This is a genomic window from Streptomyces sp. NPDC058773 (assembly GCF_042746015.1).
In the GTDB taxonomy this organism is placed as follows: Bacteria; Actinomycetota; Actinomycetes; order Streptomycetales; family Streptomycetaceae; genus Streptomyces.
In genome coordinates this window covers 84,672-107,463 of sequence record NZ_JBHYPE010000027.1, presented here as the reverse complement: position 1 = coordinate 107,463, position 22,792 = coordinate 84,672, and the positions used below count along the sequence as shown (strand labels likewise).

The following is a 22,792-nucleotide window of genomic DNA, read 5'->3' as shown; positions in this document are numbered from 1 at the left end:
ACCCATCCACGCCGGTGCGGCGGGCCCCCCGCCGGGCCATCTCCGCGGCCCGCGCCGCACAGCACGCCCGCCACCCCGACCCCCGCCCGGCCGCCCCCCCCCCCCGCCCTGGGCCCGGCCGCACGTGTCACTCGGAAAGGAAGGCCACAGTGAAGGACGGAGCACAGGCTGCACAGAACAACCAGGGCGCGGCGCAGGTCCAGGTGCAGCTCACCGGCTGCCTGCCCGAGGACGCCCACACGGTCTTCACTGTGCTCGACACCCTTTTCGTCACCGACCGGGCGAAGGACGACGCGCCCCGGGACCCGGAGGGGGCGGGGGCGGGGGCGGGGGCGGCTGTATGGTCCGCGATCGTTGACGTCTCCGCCGACGCGCCGACGCAGACCACGCCGCACCGGCTGACCGGGCCGGTGACGGCCACCGTCCAGGGCGGCTATTGGGCGGCTGACAGGCTGCGGACAGGCCTGGGATACGCCTTCTCGGTCCGGGACGTCGGGTCGACATCTGGTGACCAGGAACAGGAGATCCAGCTGCGTGTGGACAATCGCGTGGCGTAGAGCGGCACTTGGCCGCTGTCACCGCTACTGCGCGGCCTGTCGGGGCCGGCGGTCACGGCCCGTCGTCCGCCCCGGCCGGCGCCGGGATGGGAGTGAGGTGCGGGTCACGCGCGGGTTATGGCCAATCCGGGGCATTTTCCCCTGGTTCTGTTTGGTTAGTTGTACTGACCGGGCACGTTGATCAATCGTGAGAAGGGCGGCTGGTTGCCGCGCGCTGGACCGGCCCTTCCCGCAGACGTAGTCGCAGGCTGACGCACCTCTTCGTCACGGTCTTGGGTGTCTTGGCCGGAGAGCTCCGCGGTCGTGAGGATCGGTCCTGCACGGACTCGCCTGCGAGGTAGCGATCGCCCCAGCGCTTCACGGTCGGCCAGGACACCTGGAAGCGGGCCGCGACTTCGCTGACTGGCCGGCCGTCGTCAGCGACGAGTCGAGCGACTTTCAGCCGGTGGCGCGGGGTGAGGGCCGCGTTCGAATGCGACATTTCTGAGCTCCTAGACAGGCTGAAAGGCCGGCCATGGTGTGTGGCCGGCCCTTCAGCTTGGAGATATGCGGGGAGGGATAGTGCAGGTCAGTCGACCGGGGAGACACGGATGAGGTTGCCGTCAGGGTCCGCAATCACGAACGTGCGGCCGAAGACAGCATCATGCGGCTCCTGCACAACGTGGACCCCCTTCGAGGCCCACCTCGTGAAGATCTCGTCAATCGCCTGCGATGGCCCCGGCACCATGAGTCCGATCTCTGTCGTACGAGGGAGGCTCGGGACCGCGTGCTCGCTGTAGCCCGTCCACAGTGCGAACAGGACACCGGGGGCAGCTTCGAAGGCTACGTAGTGGGGACTGGTGAAGGTCGGTTCGATCTCGAACAGGTCGCTGTAGAAGGCGGTGGCGGCCTCGGCGTCGCGGACGCCGATCAGGAACAGGTTCGGTGCGGGCATGGAGCGCTCCTCAACTCGTTGATTTCTCGGTCAAGCACCCAGTGGATCACCCAATCGCGACGGAACCTGTCACCTTTTCTGAGAACATGGGTAAGCATGAAGGCTTCAAGGCTCCTGCATCTCCTGCTGCTCCTGCAGACCCGTCAGCGGCTCACTACCACGGAGCTCGCCGCGCGTCTTGAGGTGTCCCGGCGGACTGTGCTGCGGGATGTCGAGGCGCTATCGACAGCGGGCGTGCCCGTCTATGCCGAACGTGGGCGGAACGGCGGGATCGTCCTGCTCCCCAGTGCACGGCTCAGCGCATCCCATCTGGAACCACCAGAACTGGAGGCCCTGTCCGTGGCCGGCTTGGACAGCGCACTACGTGAGCGAATGGGCCTAACTGCGGTGTGGGAGTCGGCCGAGCGCAAGATCGCCGCCTGCCAGGCTGCAGCGCCTGAGTCGCCGAGCCCGCTGCGGCTGGCTGACCTTGTGCTTGTCGACAGCACCGCGTGGTTTGCTGCCCCCGAGGCAGCGGTCGAAGTATCGGATCTGGCCTCGACCCTGCGACACCGGCGACGCCTTCGAATCCTGTACCGGCGCAGCTCCGAGAGCCAGGCCTCGACACGGGTGGTCGACCCGTACGGGATCGTGGCGAAATCAGGTCGCTGGTATCTCGTCGCCGATGACCAGGGCGACAGCCGGCTGCTCGCTCTGGAACGACTGTCGGCCTTCGAACAGCTAGACGCACCAGCCGTGCTCCAACCAGGCGAAACCCTCCGCACCAGATGGGCCGTGTTGAAGAAACGCACTGAGGAGCAAGATCGCGTGAGCGTGACCATCCGCCTGCCGGAAAAGGGTCTCGACCTGGCGCGGCGCATCCTCGGCACCCGCATCCACCGTGTCTCCGACGTGGAAAAAGGCTCGTGCGTCGTCGTCGTGCGCTACCCCGACATCGAGTCGGTGCGTCAGCTTCTTCAGTTCGGCGACCACATCGAGGTGCTCGCCCCTGAGACGGCCCGCGCACGCATCAGTCAGCTCGCCAGGGACCTGGCTGACAGACACTCACCCCCCGCATCGTGATTGCCGATCAGTCCCCTGTTCTCAATCAACGTGCCCGGTCAGTACAGCTAGTGGGCCTCGGCGGCCACAGGAGGCCCACACACATGGCGCTCACGCACTGGGGATTCATCTGCACAGCAGCCGGCAGCGCCGCAGAGGGCGATGTCCACGTCGTGGACACCGGCGAGTGCCGCACCGTCCTCGTGGGGGTGGAGAAGCCCGAGCAGGCCCTTGCGGCTGCGCGCCGCCTGCTGGGCGAGGGGGTGCAGCTGATCGAGCTGTGCGGAGGGTTCGGCCCCGTGCGGGCCGGGCGCATCATCGAGGCGACCGACGGTGCAGTCCCCGTGGGCACGGTCGGCTATGGGCCGGAGGCGGTTGACCAGGTGCATGCGATCTTCTCCTGATCGCCGATCGCTGATCACTGGTGACTGATCACTGGTGACTGGTGAAGGGGAGAGCACCGTTACCGACGGGCTGCCGTGCCGGAAGGTAACTCGTGGAAACGGGCGTAGTAGTCGCCGGCGAAGCGGCCCAGGTGGGAGACGCCCCACCGGTAGGCGATGGTGCCGACGTTGTCGGTGGTGGTGAGGATGTCCTGACGGATTCGGTCCAGCCGCAGGTTGCGTACGTAGGACATGGGTGACAGACCGAGCCGGTCACGGAATGCGGAGCTGAGGGTCCGTGGGGCGCAGTCGGCGGCTGCGGCGATGTCGCCGAGGACGATGCGTTCGGTGAGGTGGGCTTCGATGAACGCGAGAGCTGCGCGTAAGGAGCGCGGGTGGCCAGGTCGCGGACCGTCTCGCAGCTCGCCGGTGTGCGAGTGCGGCTGGGCCAGGAGCAGCGCGGTGACGATGCTGCGCAGCTGGCTGTGCTGGAGTTCGGCACGCTGGAACAGCGAGTCTCCCGAGTCCAGTTGCTCCAGGAGGGAGCGGATCAGCAGCAGTACGGCCCGGCCCTTGGGCTGAGCCAGGTCGAGGGCGAAGTCGAAGCGGACGGTGGACGCCGGTGGGCGTCCGGTCAGTGCGGCGAATTCCTGGTCGATCAGGGCGGCGTCGATCCGCAGGCCCAGGAAGCGTGAAGGGGCGAGGCGTGCGGGGCGCAGTTCCTGGGTGTCTCCGGGGTTGACGACCCCGGCCGTGGCGGTGTCGAGGGTGGCGTTCAGGCCGTCGCAGGATGCGGCGATCGCGCCGGACACACCGATGTTGACGAAGTAGGAGCTGCGTCCTCCCGCGGAGGAGACGCGTACGTCGAGCGGCGAGGCGAAGTAGCCGACGGCGAAGTCGCGCGCGGCCACCCCGCGCAGTTCGTGCTCTCCCCGGCACAGGCCGTCCAGCGGCGACGTGGCGATGGAGCCGCCGAACAGTCGGGTGACGGCGTTCAGGAGGTCGACGGGGTTGGGGGATTTGATGAGGAGGAAGTTGCGCAGCGGAGTCGGCACGCGGTTCATCTCCCTTGAGGCGGCCGCCACGGTGTGTGGTGTGGTGCGGGCGGGCCGGGGTCTGCTGTCAGTGTGTCACCGCTGTTGGTCCGCCCGGGGCCTTGGTCGGCGCTTCCGTGTCCACGGGTGACGCGACGTGGTCCCTCATGGGCGTGCTCACAGCGGCGGGGCCACGAACAGTCCGGGGTCGACGTCGTTGTGGGACTTGGCGGCGATGAACTCGTCCATCTCGTTGGCCGTGCCCCATTGATCCGCGTTGGCGGGCTCGCGAAGGTCGTAGATGTGGGGGTGCCAGGTGTCCTCGTCCAGGACCTCCAGCTCGGTGGTGTACTCGACGGTGTTTCCGGCCCGGTCGAGGAAGTAGCTGAAGGCGTTGTCACCGGCGCGGTGCCGCCCCGGTCCCCACAGCCGCTCGATGCCCAGGCGCCGCATCCGGCCGGTGCCGCGCATGAACTCATCGATGCCGCGCATCTCGAAGGAGGCGTGGTGGAAGGCCGCGTGCGGCCCGCGGACGATGCCGAAGCTGTGGTGGAAGGTGTTGCACCGCAGAAACCACATGATCTCGCCGCGGCTGCCGAGGCACATGGTGTCCGAGAGGCGGAACCCCAGGTGTCTGATGTACCAGGCAACCGTGGCCTCGGGGGTGGGGGAGTTCATCAGGACGTGGGAGAGGCGCACGGGGACCGGCTCGCGGGCCTCGATCCTGCGGTGCCGGCGCGCGGCGACGTCGGCGGAGACCTCCACCACGCGGCCCTCGTCGTCGAAGAACCGGACCGCGTAGCCGCCCCCGGGTGTGTCCAACGGCTTCGGTTCGTGGACCAGCCGCACGCCCTGCGCGATCAGCTGTGCGGCCAGGGTGTCGACATCGGCGGCCGTGGCGGCTCCGAAGGCGATGAGGTCGGTGCGCTTGTGAGCGTCCTTGCGCAGCCGCACCACGTACCGCTCCGGGGAGCCTTCGGCTGCCAGGAACGAGACACCGGTGTCACCGGCGGCCTCCGTCAGGCCCCACATCTCGGTGTAGAACTGACGCTGCGCGGCGAAGTTCGGCATGGCGACATCGATGTGCCGCAGATGGGTGATCAGACTGCTGCTGTTGCTCATGGTGAACTCCCTGTCCCTCGCGGGTCTCGGTCTCTCCCTGTCGACGCGCGAAGGGCAGGCCGCCGAACTCCCTCTCCTGGCTGGTCACTTCGCGCCGGATGGTCACGCGGGCTCGGCCATGAGCCGGTGACCGCCATCCGTCAGCGGATACGCTTCGCGATGGCGCTGTGCACGTTCCAGGCCGGCGATCGCCACCGAGGTCTCCACGAGCGTTCGGCACCGCTGCCTGCGCCGTCTCACGAACGCCGCCAGCCCCGCCCGGACCGACCCGTGCCGCCCGAGCTCTTCGGCCAGCACCAGCCCGTCCTCGATGGCCAGCGCCGCGCCGCTGGCCATCTGTGGTGCGGGCGCGTGTGCGGCATCACCGATGACGACGCTGTGGCCCCGGTTCCAGGCGCCCGCCAGGAACGTGGTCAGCACCGGGCGGCGCACCACCGACTCCGACCCGGACACCAGCGGGCGGATCTCCGCCATCCGGCCAGGGAAGGCCTTCAGTATCTGCCGCAGGCGCGGGACGAGTCCGGCCTCGGGCAGGACGCTCTGCTCCACTCCGTTCTCCGTCAAGAACACGTACGCCACACCGGCTGAGATGGGCACCAGGCCCGCCGTGCCGGCCTTCCCGGCAAACTGGTGGATCCCGGTGACCCACTGCGGGCGGGGCACCAGAGCCCGCCAGACCATCTGCCCCTGATAGTCGAGCGAGGTCTCCAGGCCCAGCAGGCTCCGCGTCGATGAGCGGATCCCGTCCGCGCCCACCAACAGCGCGACCAGCCGGACCGTCCCGTCCGACAGCCGCACGCGGACCAGCTCCCCCTCCTGGTCCACCGCCGTGACGGTCAGGCCCTGTCGCACGACCACGCCGCGCTGCTCGGCTTCCGCGTGCAGAATGCGGTGCAGCACGGGGCGCGCTATGCCGGCCATCGCCGGTCGCCGCGCACCGGTCAGGCGCGGTAGCCGGACCTGGCCCGCGGGTTCGCCGTCCACGTCCACATGCGTGATCACGCTCATGCCGTAGCCCGCGGTCAGACAGGCGTCCGCGAGACCCAGCTCGGCCAGCGCCCGCAGCGCGGGACCGGTCAGGCACAACCCCCAGCCGGAAGTCGCCTTTAACGGGGCGACCTCAGCGATCTCCACCCGCCATCCCGCGCCTGCCAGGGCAGTGGCCGCGGTCAGACCAGCGACACCCGCGCCCACGATCATGGCCGTACGCGCACCGCGACAGCTGTTCATGTACGCCTCCAGAGCACCCGATTTCTTCGAAACCGTAGGCTCCATCGGCGCTCCGCCTTATCCGAATCAGGCGGCGACCATCCGTTGTCCGCAATCGGCTACCTGGCCGGCGACCGCATCCGGTGTGGCGGCCGTCGGTGGGGTCGGGGTTACGGCGTACCCAGCCGCGCTTCTCCGGCCGCCCGACGACCTGGGACAGCCAGGGGTGAGGGAACCCTCGGTGAACGCGGCGAGCTCGCTCATCCGCAGGGTGCGCTCGGGGACCATGGAGAGCCCGGCCATCACCTGGTACTCGAAGTGGCTCAGGCCGGCGTCGCGCCGTGCCGTGAAGGGCGTTGAGGTCCTTTCCCTTCATCGCAGGGTCGGCGCGTGGGTGTCTTCCCGCGCGGTCAGGGTCGGTGTGCGGCGACCCAGGCGGCGATCTGCGCGCGGGAGGTGAAGCCTGTCTTGGTCAGGATGCGGTCCACGTGTCCTTCCGCGGTGCGCCGGGAGATGGTCAGCCGCGCCGCGATCTCCTTGTTGGTCATGCCGTCGGCGACCAGGCCGGCGACCTCTCGTTCGCGGCGGGTCAGGGGCGCGGACGCCTCCGGTGCGGGCGGCGGTGGAGCGGTGGGAGTGGAGTCGTCCAGGGCGTAGGCGACGGCCTGCTCCAGGGTCAGGGCCCGGCCCGCCCGGGTGGTGGTGTCGAAGGCGGCGGCGTCCAGTTCCTTGCGCAGCCGTGCCTCGAACTTCTGGTGGCCGGTCTGGAGATGGCCCAGTCCGGTGAGCGTGGAGCCGGCGACCTGCCATGCCGCGTCGGCCGCGCCCATCAGCGTCGCGGCCCGTTCGAAGAGCCCCTCGGCGGCCGCGCACCACCCCAGGACCTCCAGGCACTGCGCCACTCCGCACTGGTCGTAGGACAGGGGCTTGTCCCGCAGCGCCTGCCGCACCAGGGTGGCCGCCCGCCGGTGCAGCCCGCGCCGGTAGTGGTCCAGGCCCAGGGCCCACAGGGCATGGGTGCGCGACCACGCGGCACCGTGCTCCTCGCACAGCGCGAGGAACCGCTCGGCGTGCAGGGTGGCGTTCGGGTCACCGACATTGACGCAGGCACTCGTGAGCATGCAGGCGGCGACGGCGGCACTGCCGGCGTCTCCGGCGGCCTGGTGCCGGGTGAAGGCCTCGCCGAGCAGCACGATCGCGTGGGGGAAGTCCGCTCGGAAAAGGGCCACGAGCCCTTCGAGATGCAGCGTGCCCCGGGCCAGCTCCTGTTGTTCTCCCAGGACTTCCGCCATGGCGCGGCATTCCTTCAGCCGTGTCTGTGCGGCGCGGAGGTCTCCCTGGAGCACGGCCACCAGCCCGTCGACGAAGAGCGCCCGGGCGCGGGGCAGGCCGGGCCCGTCGTCGAGGGCGAGGGCTTGGCCGAGCCATCGGCGGCCCTCGTGGAAGGACCCGTAACCGAGCGGGTGGCTCCACAGGGCAGCCGCCAGGCCCATCGCCACCGGTGCCTGGCCCGGCTCGCCGGTCGTGGAGGCGAGGGCCGCCTGGAAGTTGGCGTGTTCGATGCGCAGCCGGGTGAACCAGTGCATCTGGTCCGGCCCGAACCATTCGGCCTCGGCCTGCCGGGCCATCTGGTGGTAGTAGTCCCGGTGCCGGGCACGCAGCGCGGGCTCCTCACCCGAGGCGGCCAACTGCTCCTGCCCGTAGTGGCGCAGCGTGTCCAGCATGCCGTAGCGCATTCGCGTGCCCTGCTCCTCGCAGGTCAGCACGGACTTGTCGACCAGGCCGGTGATCAGGGGGAGCACATCGTGCCGGTCGATTCCCCCGCTGGAGCAGAGGTGTTCGGCCGCTTCCAGGTCGAATCCGCCGGATAGCACCGACAGCCGCGCCCACAGCAGTTGCTCCTGGCGCGTGCACAGGTCGTGGCTCCAGTCGATCGCCGCCCGCAGGGCACGCTGGCGCGGTGGGGCGGTCCGCGGCCCGGTGCCGAGCAGCCGGAAGCGGTCGTCGAGGCGGCTGAGGATCTGCGGCGCCGACAGGACCCGCATCTGGGCCGCTGCCAGTTCGATCGCCAGCGGCACCCCGTCCAGGCGGCGGCACATCTCCTCGGCCACCGCGGCGTTCTGCGAGGTGAGTGTGTAGTCCGGCCGAACGGCGGTGGCACGATCGGCGAACAGGGCCACCGCTTCACCGTGTTCCGCGGATCCCGCTGGACCGGAGAGCATCATCGGCGGCACCGGGAAGACCTGTTCTCCGCCCACCGACAGGGCCTGACGGCTCGTCGCGAGCACCAGCAGCTCGGGGCAGCGCGCCAGCAGGGCCGCCACCAGCTCCGCGCAGCCGTCCAGGACCTGCTCGCAGTTGTCGAGCACCAGCAGCATCCGCCGGCCGGCCAGGTGTTCCACGAGGCGGGGCAGCGGGTCGCTCAGCGCCTCACGGCCGACCCTCAGCCGTGCCGCGACGGTCTGCGCGACCTGTTCCCCGTCCGCCAGTGCGGACAGCTCCACCAGCCAGACCCCGCCGGGAAAGGACCGTCGTACGTCGGCGGCCAGGCGCAGCGCCAGCCGGGTCTTCCCGATCCCGCCGGGCCCGGTCAGGGTCACCAGGCGGCCGCGCGAGAGCAGCGCCCGGGCCTGGGTCAGCTCACGCCGCCGCCCGATGAACCGGGTCATTTCCGCAGGCAGGGTGCCCGCCTCCTGCACGTGACCGCCCATGCTCCGACCCTAGCCGCCCCCGATACGGCGGGCAAACACGTGTACGGGCCGGTATATCCGGTATCGGGCGGACGAGGCGTGGGGGGGGGGGGGGGGGGCCCGCCGCCCCCCCGGGGCCCCCCCCCGCCCCCCGCTGCGGGTGCCCGGACCGGCGTTCGCGCCCTCCCTCGCGCACAGTGTGCGGAGAGTGACAACTCGGCACTCTTTGAGGCGATTGAGAAGAATCTTGGCTTATGTCTGAATTTTCACGCAAATCGGCTTGTTGGATACAGGTGAGCGTCGTAGCTTGGGAGTTGTCGAGCTGGTAACGGTTCGATAAACAAGGAACAAAGTCTAGGAGGCAGAATGAGCTTCCGGAATGTCTTCCCGAGAAGGCGCAGGCACGGCGACGACGATTACGACCACGACCACCACGGCCGCCGTCGGCGTCGCAGGAGGCGCGGACGCAGGTATCTGCGCAGGCGTCGTTACCACTGACTCAAAACCCTGAGTCCGAGGCAGACTCGCGTACCGCGCGGGTCCGCCTCGTCGGTGTGAGGGGCCCGTTCCGGCCCCGGCCCACCGCCCGAGCAGCGAGGATATGAGGAGCGACGATGCCCCTCCGCATCTCGCGCCGGCGCGCGGAGCGCCGAGCGGCGTCGCCTCAACGAGGCACCGAACCACCGCCTGTTGGGGCGGGCTCGTCCCTGGCGCAGCAGGACGGTGACGCACCCGCCGGCCGCGCGGCCGGGCAGCGGACAGCGGGCCGGCCGCCCCTGGACCCCGGTGCCGACCGAGTCCTGCGGAGCGGCCTGGTGGCCGCCGCCCCGATCCGCACCAGGCGGGTGGGGTTCAAGGAATCCGTACGCCGCTTCTGGCCGCTGACCCGGGGCGACCGGCGCTGGATCGTCCTGGTCTGTCTCTGCGCCATCGTGGCCGCCCTCACGGAGACCGTGGCCATCCTGGTCTTCGCCGAACTCACCGACAACGCGCTCCAGAAGGGCTCGGTCAGCGCCTTCTGGAAACCGGCCGCCCTGTGGCTGGGCGTGGCCGTCACCGGCGGCGTGGTCGGGTATCTGGGCAACTCGCTCGCCGCCTGGACGGCCGAGCGCTTCGTGATGCGGCTGCGGGCCCGCGTCTTCGCCCATCTCCAGAAGCTGCCGCCGCACTTCTTCCAGCGCAACCGCCGCGGTGACCTCGTCGAGCGGATGACCGGCGACGTGGACGCCATCGAGCAGCTGGTGGTCTCCGGCCTGGTCCAGGCGGCCACCGCCGTCTTCGGCATCATCTTCTACGCCGGCGCCGCGTTCTGGCTGCGCTGGGACATGGCCCTGGTGACCTTCGCCCTGGCCCCGCTCTTCGTGATCGCCACCCGCCGCTTCACCGGCCGGGTCAAGGAGGTCTCCCGCCGGGAGCGGGCGGCCGACGGCGCCATCACCTCCGTCGTCGAGGAAGGCCTGGTCAACGTCGTCCTGACGCAGGCCTACAACCGGCAGTACGACGAGCAGGAGCGGCTCCGGCGGGAGGCCCGCGGCTGGTTCCGGGCGTCGGTGACCAGTGCCCGCCTCAACGAGCTGTACGACCAGATCGTCGAGGTCCTCGAAACCCTCTGCGTGCTGGCGATCATCGGCCTGGGCGCATGGGAGATCTCCGCGGGGCGGATGACGCTCGGCGAGCTGCTGGCCTTCGCCGCGTTCATCGGCTACCTCTACCCGCCGATCCGCGACCTCGGCCAGCTGGGGCTGACGGTCACCGAGGCGACCGCCGGCTCCGAACGGCTGCTGGAGATCCTCGACGCCCGGCCCGCCGTCACCGACCCGGACGACGCCGTCATCGTCCCGGCACCGGACCGCGCGGTCGGCGCGGTCGAGGCGTGCCGGGTCCACTTCCGTTACCCCAACAGCGCGCACGAGGTCCTCCAGGACTTCTCGTTCATGGCGGTGCCCGGGGAACTGGTCGTCATCACCGGCCCCAGCGGCGCGGGCAAGTCGACGCTCGCCGCGCTGCTGCTGCGGTTCTACGACCCGGACGCCGGCAGCATCCGGCTCGACGGCATCCCCGTCAACCGCATGCCGCTCGCCCGGCTCCGCCGCAACGTCACGCTGCTGCCCCAGGAGACCCTGGTCCTGCACGACACCGTGGAGGAGAACATCGCCTGCGGGCGCCCGGAGGTCACCCACGGGGACGTGGTCCGCGCCGCCCGCGCGGCCGACGCCGAGGGGTTCATCGCCGCCCTCCCCGACGGCTACGACACCGTCATCGCGCCCGGCACCTCGCGGCTCTCCGGTGGCCAGCTCCAGCGCGTCGCCATCGCACGGGCCATGCTCCGCGACGCCCCCGTACTCATCCTCGACGAGCCCACGACGGGCCTCGACACCCTGGCCACCCAGCACATCCTCGCGCCACTACGGCGCCTCGCCGAGGGCCGCACCACCATCGTGATCAGCCACGATCTGGACCTCGCCGCGGAAGCGGACCGCATCCTCGTCCTGGACGAAGGGCGCCTGGTGGAGACGGGCACCCACCCCCAACTCCTCGCCCGCCGGGGCCTCTACGCCACCCTGTTCCACGCCCACCCACCGCCCCGCAACGGCTCCCCGCACCCCCTCGCGCACCCCTCGGCCACTCACCGCCAGTAGTCGGCCACGCCGCCCGCGGGCGGCCACATGGCCCGCCACACGGCCCGACGAGGGAACTCGCCGCCCAAACCGGAACCTGACCGGTCTCCCTGCGTTTACTCTCCGTATATGGGCGACGCACCGCGCGCCACCGGCGCGAGGTCCGTGTCCCCGGACGAAGATGGCTCGGTGAACCAGGAGCGCGTGTGAGCAAGCCAGCCGTAGCGGGGAGTGCGAGCGCAGGCGAGACCCGCCATCTGCGCCGGGCGGTCGGGTTCTGGGGGCTGATGTTCCTCTCCCTGGGATCGATCATCGGCTCCGGCTGGCTGCTGGGCGCGCTCACCACCGCCGTCATCGCCGGACCGGCGTCGCTGATCTCCTGGCTGCTCGCCGCGACCATGCTCGCCGTGCTCGCGCTGGCCCACGCCGAGCTGGGCGCCACCTACCCGATCGCGGGCGGCACCGCCCGCTTCCCGTTCTTCGCCTTCGGCCCGCTGACCGGCTTCACCGCGGGCTGGATGTCCTGGCTGCGGTCGGTGCTGATCTCGCCCATCGAGGTCGAGGCCACGCTCTCGTACCTGGACCGCATCGGCTGGGTCCACGACCGGGTGGACCTGCTGAACCCCAACGGCACCCTCACCACCGCGGGCCTGGTGATCGGCACCGTCTTCATGATGCTCTTCACGGTCATCAACGTCCTCGGCGTCCGGCTGATGTCCGGGATCAACTCGGTCACCGCCGTGTTCAAGACGGCCGTCCCCCTGCTGACCGTCGTGGTCCTGATGACGCTGGCCTTCCACCCCGAGAACTTCACCGCGGGCGGCGGCTTCGCCCCGCACGGGGCACACGGCGTCTTCGCGGCCCTGCCCGCCGGAGTGGTCTTCGCGCTGCTCGGCTTCGAGCAGGCCATCCAGCTGGCCGGTGAGGCCCGCGACCCGCAGCGCGACATCTCCCGGGCGGTGGTCGTGGCCATGGCCGTCGGCACCGCGCTCTACCTGCTGCTCCAGATCGCCTTCATCGCCGCCCTGAACCCCGACGCCCTGGCCCGCGGCTGGGACAACCCCGTAGGGGCGGGCAACTTCGGCCCCTACGCCACCCTGGCGACCGCCATCGGCGCCGGCTGGCTGGCGACCATCCTCTACGTCGACGCCGTCATCTCCCCGGCGGGCACCGGCCTCGTCTACATGGCGGGCGCCGCCCGGCTCTCCTACGCCATGGGCCGCGAGCGGGTGCTGCCCCGGCCGCTCACCCAGGTCGGCCGCAGCCGGGTCCCCGTCGTGTCCACCCTCCTCGCCTTCGTCGTCGGCGAGCTGGCCTTCCTGCCGTTCCCCAGCTGGCAGGCCCTGGTCGGCCTGGTCACCTCGGCCGCGGCGATCATGTACGCGTTCGCCCCGGTCTCGCTGGCCGCCCTCCGCGTACGGGACGGCGCCCGCAACCGCCCCTACCGACTGCCCGCCGGAGGGGTGCTGGCCCCCCTGGGCTTCGTCTTCGCCAACCTGATCTTCTATTGGTCCGGCTACGAGGCGGACTGGAAACTCGGCATCGCCGCCGCGCTCGGCTTCGTCTTCCTCGCCCTCACCCGCCGCGGCATCCCGGCCGCCGAACGCGCCGGCCTCCACGCCCGGTCCGCCCTCTGGGTATGGCCCTGGCTGGGCGGCATGATCCTCATCGCCCGCTTCGGCCGCTACGGCGGCACCGGCACCCTCCCCGACTGGTGGGACCTGGTCATCGTGATCGTCTTCAGCCTCGCCATCCACTACACCGCCGTACGCCTCGCGATGCCCCCCGAGGAAGTCGCCGACGCCGTACAACACGAGGAAACGGGCGAGTCGGTACCGGAGGGGCCGGAGGCGGGGCGGTGAGGGGCAAGGGGGGCGCTGCGCAACAGCGCCACCGGCGGTGAACTCATCGAGGGGCGGTGCGAGTTCGGCGGCGACAGCAGTTGACTCCGCACCCAGGCGCTCCCTCCCGCCGCCCGCCGACCCATGGCCCCCCGCCCCGGACCGAGGGACCATGGAAGGGCGCGGGCCCGGTGCCCGCATGCCGCACCCCGAGTCGCGCGGGAGGTGGAGGTCGATGTGGTGCTGGTACGGCCACCATGGCGGCGGATGGGCCTGGCTCGCGATGTCGATCAGCCTGTTCCTGTTCCTGGCGCTGCTCTTCGTCATCGCCCTGCTGATCGTCCGCGCCCTGGGCCGCTCGGGCCCCGGCCACGGCGAGCCCCCGGGCAGCCGCCGGGTATCCGGCCCCGAGCAGATCCTCGCGGAGCGCTACGCGAGAGGCGAGATCGACGAAGAGGAGTACCGGCGCCGGCTGGCCACCCTCAGGGGCGCTCCACCGGGCTGGCGCTCGCCTTGAGGGGCGGCGGGCGGTTCCGCACCGACGCCGGCGCCTGGCCGACCCGGCGCCTGGCCGACCCGATGCCTGACCGACCCGGCGCCTGACCGTCGCCCGCCGTCTGCACGAAGCCCGGCGGACCACGGTCAGGCGGAGGCCGGGGTACGGGCCGCCTGTGGTGCCGGCCCGTGTTTTCGGTCGGCCGCCCGTGGTTGCGGCCTGCAGCCGGCGGTGACGAACCAGCACGGGCGGCGACGGGACGCCATCGGCGCTCGCCAAGGCCCTAACCGGGTGAGCCACCACGGCCACCGAGCAGCCAACCGCCCCTCAGCTCACCCCTACCCCAACAGCTTGTTCATCTGCGCGATCTCCGCCTCCTGGGCCTTGATCACGGCATCGGCGAGCGTCTTCGCGGGACCGTAGGCACCCTTCGCCTTCTCGGTGCGGGCCATCTTCACCGCGCCCTCGTGGTGCCCGACCATCATCTCCATGAAGGACTTGTCGAAGTCCTTGCCCGACTTCTTCTTGAGCGCGGTCATCTCCTGCGCGCTCATCATCCCGGGCATGGCCGAATGATCCATCCCCGGCCCAGGGGAGTGCTCGGAGCCGCCGGAGTGGCCGGCGCCGTCGGAGTGGTCCATGCCGGGCATGTCGTGCGGCATCTCCTTCGGCACCTGCTCGCCCCAGGCCGTCAGCCAGCCGGACATGGTCTTGATCTCCGGGTCCTGCGCTTGCTTGATCTTGGCGGCGAGCTCCTTCACCTCGCTCGACGAGGCTCGGGTGGCGGCCAGGTCGGCCATCTCCACGGCCTGCCGGTGGTGCGGAATCATCCCCTTCGCGAACGCCACATCGGCCGCGTTGTGCGAGCCGGCCGGGGCCGAGGCGCCGGCCGAGGAGCCGGACGCCGACGGGGAGCGGTGCGCGGAGTGGCTGCCGCTGTCGTTGCCGCCGCAGGCGGCCAGCACCAGCGCGGAGGCGGCGGTTGCGGCCACGAGTGCGAGGCGGCGCGTGAACGGACGGGTGGACTTCATGGGTGAACTCCTGGAAATCAGCGGTATCAGGGCATGCCGGACGGCGGCACCGCGCCCTTGAACGGGGCGTCCGTGCCGTCGTGGTGTTCCTAGATCCGCAGGAGTTGGAGTTCGGCCAGAGAAGGCGGCGCCCGCCCGCCGTCCCGCTTGTCCGGTTCGCCGGCGCCGGTCGCGTCGGCGGGCGGTACGGGGCAGCCGAGGGACGGGGCCAGGGCCGGGAGGACGGGCGGCCCGTGCAGCGCGGCGGACGCACAGGACGGGTCCGCGTGATGGAGATGCCCGCTGCCGCCGCAGTCGCCGTCCCCTGGGCAGTGCGCATGGGCGTCGGCCACCACGGTCATGCGGTGACCGTGCACGGAAGGGGACACGGCGCCGGCGGGACCGAGCCCGTGCATGCCCAGCAGGCCCACCAGCAGCCCCAGTACGCACAGCACACGCCACCGCCGGGCGGCGGGCCGTGGAGGAACGTACGGGCGGCTGGGCATCACCCCTTCATGCTAGGCAGTGGGCGAAGCGCACGAACGGGCGGCTCCCACACCAATTCGCCCCCCACAGAGGGCCCGCGACCTCACGGCGTCCCCGTCCGCCTCCACCTCCACGTCCGCATCCACCGCTGCGTCCGCTTCCGCTTCGTCGTCCGCTCGGCCTGATCACGGACCCTTGAGCAGCCCCACCGAGGGGCGCCATGCACTCAGACGCGGCGAACCCGAGCCGCGATCCCGTGCCCCAGCAGCAGGTAAATCCCCGCAGGCAGACCGTAATTGAGGAAAACCCGCACCCCTTCGTTGTCCATCGTGAAGATGTCCTGCGACCACCAGGAGAGTGCATCGGCCACGCCGTGGACGAATCCGACGAAGACGTTTCCCTGGTTCGCTTCGAGCAGGTACAGCAGGATCCACAGGCCCAGGAAACCGGCGGCCACGTCCCCGATTGTGTGAATGAGCAGCGCGGTCCGATTCGCACCGACACCGGACCGGTTGCGCTCATAGGTGCCGTAGCCGTCGTAAGAGTTGTTCGGGGGCATGGGTTCGTGGGTGTTGTTCATGTCTCCTTGATTGCCGGGGCCGGGTACCCGAAACCCTGCTCACGCCTGCGATTCGATAACCACTTGGCATCATCGGTGACCGTCTGGTTTCAGGCGAGACCAGTGCGCCGCCTTTCGTCGGTTTCCCTTTCTTTTGCGGAATGGTCCGGTGTCGGCCGATTTCCTTACCCGAAGCGGGAGTTGACGGAAGCCCGAGCGCGCGGGGCCTTCCGGTGGCGTCATGATCACGGCATCGGTGGCCGGTCACAGGTGCGGTAGCCGCACTTCTTCGGGAGTGAGGGTCTTGGGTGGCGATTCGGACAAAGGATATCCGGCCAATAGCGATCCGTGCGGTGTGAATGGTGCAGTTGGGGGCACTGTTCCGATGCGTGTCGGCAGGTCCAGGCTGCGTGCAGGGCCGCCGTGCCCGCAGAAGTGACCCCGTCCGAGACGTTGCCGCCGGCAGTTATGCGAACGTTTTTGCTCCTGGCTGATTCTGCACCGGAATTGACTCAACTGCCCACGCGCCGCTCGAAATCCCTTGCCCGGCAAGTTCTTTCCCCATAAGGTCATCTCATGGTCAAGCGCTCCTGTGGTGCTTACCGAATTCGGGGAATGCGGCATCTCGTCCGACTATTGAGGTGCCGAAAACAAGGGGGAGATGCACGTGAATTTCTTTTCACGGAAGACGCTTCGAGGCATTGCTGTCGGCGGAGCGCTGGTAGCTGCCATGGGGGCCACCGCGGCATACGCCGGCGGCTCGACGAGCACCAAGCTGGACAATGGCAGGCTCTACTTCGAAGCCCGTAACGGGCGCGAAATCGGCCAGTCCTCCTCGAAGTTCTTCACGGGCATCAAGTACACCAAGAGCGGCGGCGGTCCCGTGACGGCGCAGCTGCAACTCCACACGGATGACATTGTCGTGAAGGGCAAGGTGAGGACGGTCAAGAAGGGGCACTCGATCAAGGCCGGCTGGGTGCTTCCGGTGAGTGATGCATCGGACTGCAAGGCCGTCGGTGTGATGATTGCGAACGGCAGCTGGTACGAAACACCCTGGGTCGAGCACCTCTGCTAGGGCAATCCCCTCCGCCGACTCCTGAAAGACAGACCTGGTGATCGAATCATCCATCGGCGCGCTGCCCGGCCTGATTCCGGCTCTCCTGGTCACCGCGCTGATACTGGGAGTTCCGTCGGCCGTGCTGGCGAAGGCCAGGGGCGCATCCGTCAGTCTGGCGCTGCTGTTCGCCGTGGCCCTGGCCGGCGTGCTCACCGTGACTCTCATGCCAGGAGACGGAGGCTCCGGGCAGGCCGGCATCTGCGATGTCGGCCTGCCCGTGGGGTCGTTCCTGGCTTCCGGGTCGGCGCGTCTCAATATCGCGCTCTTCGTCCCGGTGAGCTGTCTCGCCGTACTGCTGTTCCGGCGTCCTGTCGTGACCCTTGCCGGAACTCTGACGCTGACGTGCGGTATCGAGCTGCTGCAGTCGTGGACGGATCTGGGCCGCGCGTGCAGTTTCGACGACATCAAGGCGAACACTCTGGGGGGCATTCTCGGCGTAGCCCTGGGAACCGCGATCCTGTGGGTCCACAAGCGCCGTCCGCCCTTCTCAGGCAAAGACGCGGTGTGGGGTGCGTGCGCGGGCGCGCTGGGAGCTTTGCTGCTCACCGCCTCCTTCGCCATCGCCGTCAAACCGGTCCACTCGGAAGCGCAATCACAGCGCCTGCGGGCGAGAGCGACCGCCCTGCACGCGCAGGACGCCTGGCTGCAACGGACGGTGTCCGAGCTGTACGGCAAGGAAGCGCACACCGTTCAGAGTTCCAGCACAAAGCTGCCGGGCGGCCATTGGCGCCTGGAGGCCGAAACATCGCGGGGAACCGTCGTCGCCCTCTGGCCTGAGCGAAAGCTCGAACGGCTCACCCCGAAAAGGGGGGAGAGCGGCACCGGCTCTCTTTCCGCGGCCGAGATCCGCGCGGCCGGAGAACGCTTCGCGAAGAAGTGGTTCGCCGGCGAGATCAGGGGCGCCGAGGCCACCGTCACCGCGCTGCGCGGTAAGCGGGGCCCGCAGGTGCTGAGTTACCGCCGTTATGTGCACGGGGTGATGATGCCGATGCGACTGGATGTGAGCATCTCGCCCGCCGGCCGTGTCACCAGCATGGCGGCACGAAGCACAAAGGACCCCGACCTCCCGAAGGCAACTGTCACAAAGGCTGCCGCGAAAAAGCGGGCCGAACGCGGAGCCCCCGGCGAGGTCGCACATCCCGTCAAGCTGCTCGCCCAACGCGTCGATCACGCCTGGCGCCCGGTATGGATGGTCGCCCTCGCACCGGGCCCCGGGAAACGCGCCGACTCCACGGTCTTCCTCGATGCCGTCACCGGCGCACGGGTCTCACCGGACCCCATCCACGACGGCGCCACACAGAGCTGACCGCGCCCGGCCCGACAGGAAGGCGTCCGGTACGGCACCGCCCACTACGGACAAGCCGGCGCCATCAGCGCATCCAGGGCATGGTCCAGGGCGCGGAGCAGCGCCTCCTGCTCGTCGGGTGCGTACAGCAGCCGCAGCGCCAGCCCGTCGGAGAGGGCGATCACAGCGTCGGCCCGGGCCAGGTGGTCCGCGGTCGGTTCCGGGCCGCTGCCGTGTCCGGCGGACGCCAGCCAGTGGGCGAGGGCACCACGGACATCCTCGTCGACCTGTCGGCGGACCGCGGCGAGTCCGGGGTGGTGGGCCGCGCGTCCGGCGAAGGCGAGCTGGGCGGCGGCCTCGGCGCGGCGCTCCGCGTCCAGCGGCAGGGTGGTGAGGACGAGGGCGCGGAGCGCCTCACGCGGCGGGAGGCCGGTGTCGACGGCGGCCATCCGCTGCTCGATGCGTTCGCCGGCCAGTTCGGCGGCGAAGGTCAGCATCTCGTCCTTGGTGCGGAAGTACTTCTGGACGGCTCCCGGCGAGCGGCCGCTCGCGGCGGCCACCGTGCGCACGCTGACCTCGTCCAGCCCCTGCTCGGAGGCGAGGCGCAATACGGCGGCCCCGATCTGCCGCCGCTGTTCGTCCCGGTCCACCGTCTTGGGCACGCCGTACGACTCCTCGCCTCGCTCCCGCCCCGTCCTTCCGCCGTCAGAATACGCTCGTACTCTTTTTGAGATACGGTCGTATTCCAAAATCCGACCGCGTCGACCGCGGCCAGGACGAAAGGGGTGCACCGTGGACGAACGACGCGAACCTGCCCTGCGGATCGGGGACCGCGACCGCGACCGCGCGCTCGACCTGCTGGCCACCGCGCTCACCGAGGGCCGGCTGGACGCGGACGAACACGCGCACCGCGCACGGCAGGTGCTCCAGGTGCGCACCGCTACGGAACTCGCCGCAGTGACCGCGGACCTCCCCGCGCCCGAGCTGTCCGCGCGGGAACGTGACCGCAAGGACCTGCGGGAGTGGCTGGAGGAGTGGCGCCACTGGCTCGGCGGCGCGGTGATCATGTCGGCGGTCTGGGGCGTGAACTGCCTCCGCAAGCACGAGCTGACGTATTACTGGCCCATGCTGCCGCTGGGGGTCTGGGCGGCCGTCTTGGTAGCCATCGCGGTGTGGCCGCGCGGCGGGGAGGGGGGCGACTGCGACGCGTAACGGCCCGCGCCACCCCGGTAGATGAATCCCGCAGGTCCTGCGCGACCAGCGGCCCCGAACGCGACGAAGGCCCGGACCGTCGAGCGGTCCGGGCCTTCTGCCGGCGGAGGATACGAGATTCGAACTCGTGAGGGGTTGCCCCCAACACGCTTTCCAAGCGTGCGCCCTAGGCCACTAGGCGAATCCTCCGCCGCAAACAATACAAGACGTTGGGGAGTGCTCGCGACCATGATCCCGGGGAGGGGCCGGCGGGGGGAGTGAGCGGGTCCGGGGACGGGGTCCGGGTTCGTTTCTTGGGCGGGGGATCCGCTACTGTGGTGCTCAGCCCCTCACGTGGCGCTATCTGACTGAACTCCCCCAGGGCCGGAAGGCAGCAAGGGTAGGTCGGCTCTGGCGGGTGCGTGGGGGGCGCTTGCGTTTACGGGGCCCGTCGGTTGTCGGTGCGGGCCGATATCGTCGTATGCGTGTCGTCCCTTGCGCTGTACCGCCGCTACCGGCCCGAGACCTTCGCCGAGGTCATCGGGCAAGAGCACGTGACCGATCCGCTGCAGCAGGCATTGCGGAACAACCGGGTCAACCACGCCTATTTGTTCAGTGGCCCGCGCGGCTGCGGCAAGACGACGAGTGCGCGGATCCTGGCGCGCTGCCTCAACTGTGAGGAAGGTCCCACCCCCACGCCCTGCGGGACGTGCCAGTCGTGTGTGGACCTGGCCAGGAACGGCCGGGGCTCGATCGATGTGATCGAGATCGACGCGGCGTCGCACGGTGGCGTGGACGACGCCCGTGAGCTGCGGGAGAAGGCCTTCTTCGGGCCGGCGAGCAGCCGCTACAAGATCTACATCATCGACGAGGCGCACATGGTGACCTCGGCGGGCTTCAACGCCCTGCTGAAGGTCGTCGAGGAGCCGCCGGAGCATCTGAAGTTCATCTTCGCGACCACCGAGCCCGAGAAGGTCATCGGGACCATCCGGTCGCGTACGCACCACTACCCGTTCCGGCTGGTGCCGCCGGGGACGCTGCGGGAGTACCTGGCAGAGGTGTGCGGGCGGGAGGAGATCCCGGTCGAGGACGGGGTGCTGCCGCTGGTGGTGCGGGCCGGTGCCGGGTCGGTGCGGGACTCGATGTCCGTGATGGACCAGCTGCTCGCCGGTGCCGGTGCGGACGGTGTGACGTATGCCATGGCGACGGCGCTGCTCGGGTACACCGACGGGTCGCTGCTGGATTCGATCGTGGAGGCGTTCGCGGCGGGGGACGGCGCGGCGGCCTTCGAGGTCGTGGACCGGGTCATCGAGGGCGGCAACGACCCGCGGCGCTTCGTCGCGGACCTGTTGGAGCGGCTGCGGGACCTGGTGATCCTGGCGGCCGTGCCGGACGCGGGGGAGAAGGGGCTGATCGACGCCCCCGCGGATGTCGTGGAACGGATGACGGCGCAGGCGTCCGTCTTCGGGGCGGCCGAGCTGAGCCGGGCCGCCGACCTGGTCAACGCGGGGCTGACGGAGATGCGCGGGGCGACCTCGCCGCGGCTCCAGCTGGAACTGATCTGTGCCCGGGTGCTGCTGCCCGCGGCGTACGACGACGAGCGGTCGGTGCAGGCGCGGCTGGACCGTCTGGAGCGCGGCGCGGGCGCGGCGCTGCTGGGCGGGGGCGGCGGCACGGGCGGCGGTGCGGGCCACGGGGGCGACCTCGGGCCCGGGGGCGCCCCCGTGGTGGCGTCCGGTGGTGGGCCCGCGGCCGGTTATGTGCCGGGCCCGGAGGCGCATCCGCCGATGCCGGCCGGGCCGTCCGGGCCCGCCGCCGCGCGGGCCGCGGTGCGGGGCGCGGTGAGTGGTGGACCGGCCGGCGGGGCCGGGGCTCCGGCTGCCGCCCCGGCGGCGCCGACGGGCGGTGCCGGTGTGCCCGGTGGGCCGATGGCCGGTGCGAATGCGCCCGGCGGGCCGACCGCTGGTGCCGGGGCGCCCGGTGGGCCGGGGGCCCATCCCGGTGGTGGGCAGCAGCCGGGCGACGGTGGGGGCGCGGGGGCGCCCCAGGGCGGCCCGGCGGATGCTGCGCACGGTGCCCAGGGCGGCGCGCCGGCCGCGCGGCCCGGGGCCTGGCCCGGAGGTACGGGCAAGGCTGCCGGCGGCGCCCCGGCGGGCGGCAACGGCGGTGCCGGACGGCAGCCCGGCGGCTGGCCCACGGCCGTGGCGCCGGGGCAGGGCGGCCAGGCACCCCAGGCACCCCAGGCACCACCGGGCGGAGCGTCCGCCGCGCCGCCCCCCGCATCACCCGCCGCGTCCGGGCCGCAGGCCGGGCCGCCGTCCGGACCCCCGGCCGGTGCGCCGTCGCCCGCGACCCCGTCCCCTCAGCCGTCGGCGGCCGGTGCGGCCCCGGGGGCGGCGCAGGGTGCCGCCCAGGTGCGGCAGATGTGGCCGGACATCCTGGAAGCGGTGAAGGACCGCCGCCGTTTCACATGGATCCTGCTGAGTCAGAACGCCCAGGTCTCCGGCTTCGACGGCACCACCCTCCAGATCGGCTTCCCCAATGCCGGGGCCCGTGACAGCTTTGCCAACGGCGGCAGCGAGGACGTGCTCAAGGACGTGCTGGCCGAGCGGTTCCAGGTGAAGTGGCGGGTCGAGGCGATCGTCGATCCGTCGGGCGGCGCCGGTCCGGCGGCCGGCGGCGCCCCCCGCAGCGGCGGTGGCGGCTTCGGTGGTGGAGGGGGCGGCGGCTTCGGCGGCGGTGCGCCCGCCGCGCCTCAGCAGGGCGCCCCGCAGTCCCCGCCCCAGCAGGGCGGCCCGTCGGCGCCCCCGTCGTCCGGTGGGCAGTACGGGCAGGACGGCGGCAGCGGCACCGGCAACACCGGCGGCGGCGGAAGCCAGGCTGCGCGGAGGGCCCGGGAAGCGGTGTCCGCACCGTCGTCCGCGGGCGGCGGGCAGAGCGCGCCCGCGGCAGAGCCCGCGTACCGCGCCCCGGAGCCCCCGACGTCCATCGAGTACGACATGCCGGCCGAGGACGACGCCGATCTCGTCGACTCCGCGCTCAGCGGACACGACCTGATCGTGCGGGAGCTGGGCGCGACGGTGCTGGAAGAGTTCAACAACGAGTAGGCGCCCGGCGGCACTCCGTAGACGGGTGCGGAGGGGCGGCAGTGGGTCACCGCGCGTACGCCGGGCGTACACCCGCGCTCCTCCCTCCGGCGTAGGGCGCGGGGCCCGTGAA

At 70.9% G+C, this 22,792-nt stretch carries 19 protein-coding genes, 1 tRNA gene, 1 other RNA gene and 1 pseudogene; 11 read left to right on the top strand and 11 right to left on the bottom strand.

The window, feature by feature from the left end; all coding sequences use genetic code 11:
• The first annotated feature begins 149 nt into the window (after positions 1–149).
• Positions 150–557 carry a hypothetical protein gene (locus ACFW5B_RS22995; protein ID WP_386442568.1) on the top strand — a complete coding sequence of 136 codons (408 nt, stop codon included), beginning with the start codon at positions 150–152 and terminating at the stop codon, positions 555–557.
• 205 nt (positions 558–762) lie between these two features.
• On the opposite strand, the pseudogene ACFW5B_RS22990 reads toward ACFW5B_RS22995, so the two are convergent.
• Positions 763–1,038 (bottom strand): annotated as a pseudogene (locus ACFW5B_RS22990) (helix-turn-helix domain-containing protein); the annotation flags it as partial.
• Positions 1,039–1,125: 87 nt separating this feature from the next.
• Positions 1,126–1,491 carry a VOC family protein gene (locus ACFW5B_RS22985; protein ID WP_386442566.1) on the bottom strand — a complete coding sequence of 122 codons (366 nt, stop codon included), beginning with the start codon at positions 1,489–1,491 and terminating at the stop codon, positions 1,126–1,128.
• A 96-nt stretch (positions 1,492–1,587) separates the two neighbouring features.
• Here ACFW5B_RS22985 and ACFW5B_RS22980 point away from each other — a divergent pair, with 96 nt between their 5' ends.
• Positions 1,588–2,553, top strand: coding sequence for a helix-turn-helix transcriptional regulator (locus ACFW5B_RS22980; RefSeq protein WP_386442563.1), 966 nt, complete (start codon positions 1,588–1,590; stop codon positions 2,551–2,553).
• 83 nt (positions 2,554–2,636) lie between these two features.
• Complete coding sequence (locus tag ACFW5B_RS22975) at positions 2,637–2,936, top strand: DUF6506 family protein (protein ID WP_386442560.1); 300 nt, start codon at positions 2,637–2,639, stop codon at positions 2,934–2,936.
• A gap of 59 nt (positions 2,937–2,995) precedes the next feature.
• On the opposite strand, the gene ACFW5B_RS22970 is transcribed toward ACFW5B_RS22975, so the two are convergent.
• The 4 genes from ACFW5B_RS22970 to ACFW5B_RS22955 form a co-directional block, all read right to left on the bottom strand.
• Positions 2,996–3,979, bottom strand: coding sequence for an AraC family transcriptional regulator (locus ACFW5B_RS22970; RefSeq protein ID WP_386442558.1), 984 nt, complete (start codon positions 3,977–3,979; stop codon positions 2,996–2,998).
• A 147-nt stretch (positions 3,980–4,126) separates the two neighbouring features.
• Positions 4,127–5,071 carry a VOC family protein gene (locus tag ACFW5B_RS22965; RefSeq protein ID WP_386442556.1) on the bottom strand — a complete coding sequence of 315 codons (945 nt, stop codon included), beginning with the start codon at positions 5,069–5,071 and terminating at the stop codon, positions 4,127–4,129.
• A gap of 102 nt (positions 5,072–5,173) precedes the next feature.
• Positions 5,174–6,301: an FAD-dependent monooxygenase gene (locus tag ACFW5B_RS22960; RefSeq protein WP_386442554.1), complete on the bottom strand. Its 1,128-nt coding sequence runs from the start codon at positions 6,299–6,301 to the stop codon at positions 5,174–5,176.
• 389 nt (positions 6,302–6,690) lie between these two features.
• Positions 6,691–8,991: an ATP-binding protein gene (locus tag ACFW5B_RS22955; RefSeq protein WP_386442551.1), complete on the bottom strand. Its 2,301-nt coding sequence runs from the start codon at positions 8,989–8,991 to the stop codon at positions 6,691–6,693.
• 593 nt (positions 8,992–9,584) lie between these two features.
• On the opposite strand from ACFW5B_RS22955, the gene ACFW5B_RS22950 reads away from it, so the two are divergent.
• From ACFW5B_RS22950 to ACFW5B_RS22940, 3 genes are all read left to right on the top strand, one after another.
• Positions 9,585–11,609, top strand: a complete 2,025-nt coding sequence (locus tag ACFW5B_RS22950; protein ID WP_386442549.1) for an ABC transporter ATP-binding protein — start codon at positions 9,585–9,587, stop codon at positions 11,607–11,609.
• 185 nt (positions 11,610–11,794) lie between these two features.
• The gene (locus ACFW5B_RS22945) at positions 11,795–13,450 is read left to right on the top strand and encodes an APC family permease (RefSeq protein WP_386442546.1); all 1,656 of its coding nucleotides are present in this window, start codon (positions 11,795–11,797) and stop codon (positions 13,448–13,450) included.
• Positions 13,451–13,712: 262 nt separating this feature from the next.
• Positions 13,713–13,946, top strand: a complete 234-nt coding sequence (locus ACFW5B_RS22940) for an SHOCT domain-containing protein (protein ID WP_386442543.1) — start codon at positions 13,713–13,715, stop codon at positions 13,944–13,946.
• A gap of 317 nt (positions 13,947–14,263) precedes the next feature.
• Here ACFW5B_RS22940 and ACFW5B_RS22935 read toward each other — a convergent pair whose 3' ends face one another.
• The 3 genes from ACFW5B_RS22935 to ACFW5B_RS22925 form a co-directional block, all read right to left on the bottom strand.
• Positions 14,264–14,956, bottom strand: coding sequence for a DUF305 domain-containing protein (locus ACFW5B_RS22935; protein WP_386442540.1), 693 nt, complete (start codon positions 14,954–14,956; stop codon positions 14,264–14,266).
• Positions 14,957–15,045: 89 nt separating this feature from the next.
• Entirely contained in the window at positions 15,046–15,441 is a 396-nt protein-coding gene (locus ACFW5B_RS22930) for a DUF6153 family protein (protein WP_386442577.1), read from the bottom strand.
• Between the two features lie 206 nt (positions 15,442–15,647).
• Positions 15,648–16,001: a hypothetical protein gene (locus tag ACFW5B_RS22925; protein WP_386442537.1), complete on the bottom strand. Its 354-nt coding sequence runs from the start codon at positions 15,999–16,001 to the stop codon at positions 15,648–15,650.
• Between the two features lie 646 nt (positions 16,002–16,647).
• Between ACFW5B_RS22925 and ACFW5B_RS22920 the strand changes: the two genes are divergently transcribed.
• A complete protein-coding gene (locus tag ACFW5B_RS22920; RefSeq protein WP_386442534.1) occupies positions 16,648–17,055 on the top strand; it encodes a hypothetical protein in 408 nt (135 codons plus the stop codon).
• 121 nt (positions 17,056–17,176) lie between these two features.
• The gene (locus tag ACFW5B_RS22915; protein ID WP_386442531.1) at positions 17,177–18,403 is read left to right on the top strand and encodes a VanZ family protein; all 1,227 of its coding nucleotides are present in this window, start codon (positions 17,177–17,179) and stop codon (positions 18,401–18,403) included.
• Between the two features lie 44 nt (positions 18,404–18,447).
• Here the strand turns inward: ACFW5B_RS22915 and ACFW5B_RS22910 are convergent, their stop codons facing one another.
• On the bottom strand, positions 18,448–19,044 hold the full coding sequence (locus ACFW5B_RS22910) for a TetR/AcrR family transcriptional regulator (protein ID WP_386442528.1): 597 nt from the start codon (positions 19,042–19,044) through the stop codon (positions 18,448–18,450).
• A 130-nt stretch (positions 19,045–19,174) separates the two neighbouring features.
• Between ACFW5B_RS22910 and ACFW5B_RS22905 the strand changes: the two genes are divergently transcribed.
• On the top strand, positions 19,175–19,594 hold the full coding sequence (locus ACFW5B_RS22905) for a DUF1707 domain-containing protein (protein WP_386442526.1): 420 nt from the start codon (positions 19,175–19,177) through the stop codon (positions 19,592–19,594).
• Between the two features lie 104 nt (positions 19,595–19,698).
• On the opposite strand, the gene ACFW5B_RS22900 is transcribed toward ACFW5B_RS22905, so the two are convergent.
• Positions 19,699–19,783: transfer RNA gene (locus ACFW5B_RS22900), tRNA-Ser, on the bottom strand.
• A gap of 131 nt (positions 19,784–19,914) precedes the next feature.
• Here ACFW5B_RS22900 and ffs point away from each other — a divergent pair.
• Positions 19,915–20,013: signal recognition particle sRNA small type (ffs, locus tag ACFW5B_RS22895), an RNA gene on the top strand.
• A 45-nt stretch (positions 20,014–20,058) separates the two neighbouring features.
• Positions 20,059–22,680 (top strand): DNA polymerase III subunit gamma and tau, encoded by a 2,622-nt coding sequence (locus ACFW5B_RS22890; protein ID WP_386442523.1) that lies wholly within the window; start codon positions 20,059–20,061, stop codon positions 22,678–22,680.
• Positions 22,681–22,792 lie beyond the last annotated feature (112 nt).

What these genes read in the sequence shown, in the direction of transcription:
- ACFW5B_RS22965 (WP_386442556.1), bottom strand. Translation starts at nt 5,071, where the DNA reads ATGAGCAACAGCAGCAGTCTGATCACCCATCTGCGGCACATCGATGTC.
- ACFW5B_RS22960 (WP_386442554.1), bottom strand. Translation starts at nt 6,301, where the DNA reads ATGAACAGCTGTCGCGGTGCGCGTACGGCCATGATCGTGGGCGCGGGT.
- ACFW5B_RS22935 (WP_386442540.1), bottom strand. Translation starts at nt 14,956, where the DNA reads ATGAAGTCCACCCGTCCGTTCACGCGCCGCCTCGCACTCGTGGCCGCA.
- ACFW5B_RS22930 (WP_386442577.1), bottom strand. Translation starts at nt 15,441, where the DNA reads ATGCCCAGCCGCCCGTACGTTCCTCCACGGCCCGCCGCCCGGCGGTGG.
- ACFW5B_RS22925 (WP_386442537.1), bottom strand. Translation starts at nt 16,001, where the DNA reads ATGAACAACACCCACGAACCCATGCCCCCGAACAACTCTTACGACGGC.
- ACFW5B_RS22970 (WP_386442558.1), bottom strand. Translation starts at nt 3,979, where the DNA reads ATGAACCGCGTGCCGACTCCGCTGCGCAACTTCCTCCTCATCAAATCC.
- ACFW5B_RS22985 (WP_386442566.1), bottom strand. Translation starts at nt 1,491, where the DNA reads ATGCCCGCACCGAACCTGTTCCTGATCGGCGTCCGCGACGCCGAGGCC.
- ACFW5B_RS22980 (WP_386442563.1), top strand. Translation starts at nt 1,588, where the DNA reads ATGAAGGCTTCAAGGCTCCTGCATCTCCTGCTGCTCCTGCAGACCCGT.
- ACFW5B_RS22950 (WP_386442549.1), top strand. Translation starts at nt 9,585, where the DNA reads ATGCCCCTCCGCATCTCGCGCCGGCGCGCGGAGCGCCGAGCGGCGTCG.
- ACFW5B_RS22940 (WP_386442543.1), top strand. Translation starts at nt 13,713, where the DNA reads ATGTCGATCAGCCTGTTCCTGTTCCTGGCGCTGCTCTTCGTCATCGCC.
- ACFW5B_RS22975 (WP_386442560.1), top strand. Translation starts at nt 2,637, where the DNA reads ATGGCGCTCACGCACTGGGGATTCATCTGCACAGCAGCCGGCAGCGCC.
- ACFW5B_RS22955 (WP_386442551.1), bottom strand. Translation starts at nt 8,991, where the DNA reads ATGGGCGGTCACGTGCAGGAGGCGGGCACCCTGCCTGCGGAAATGACC.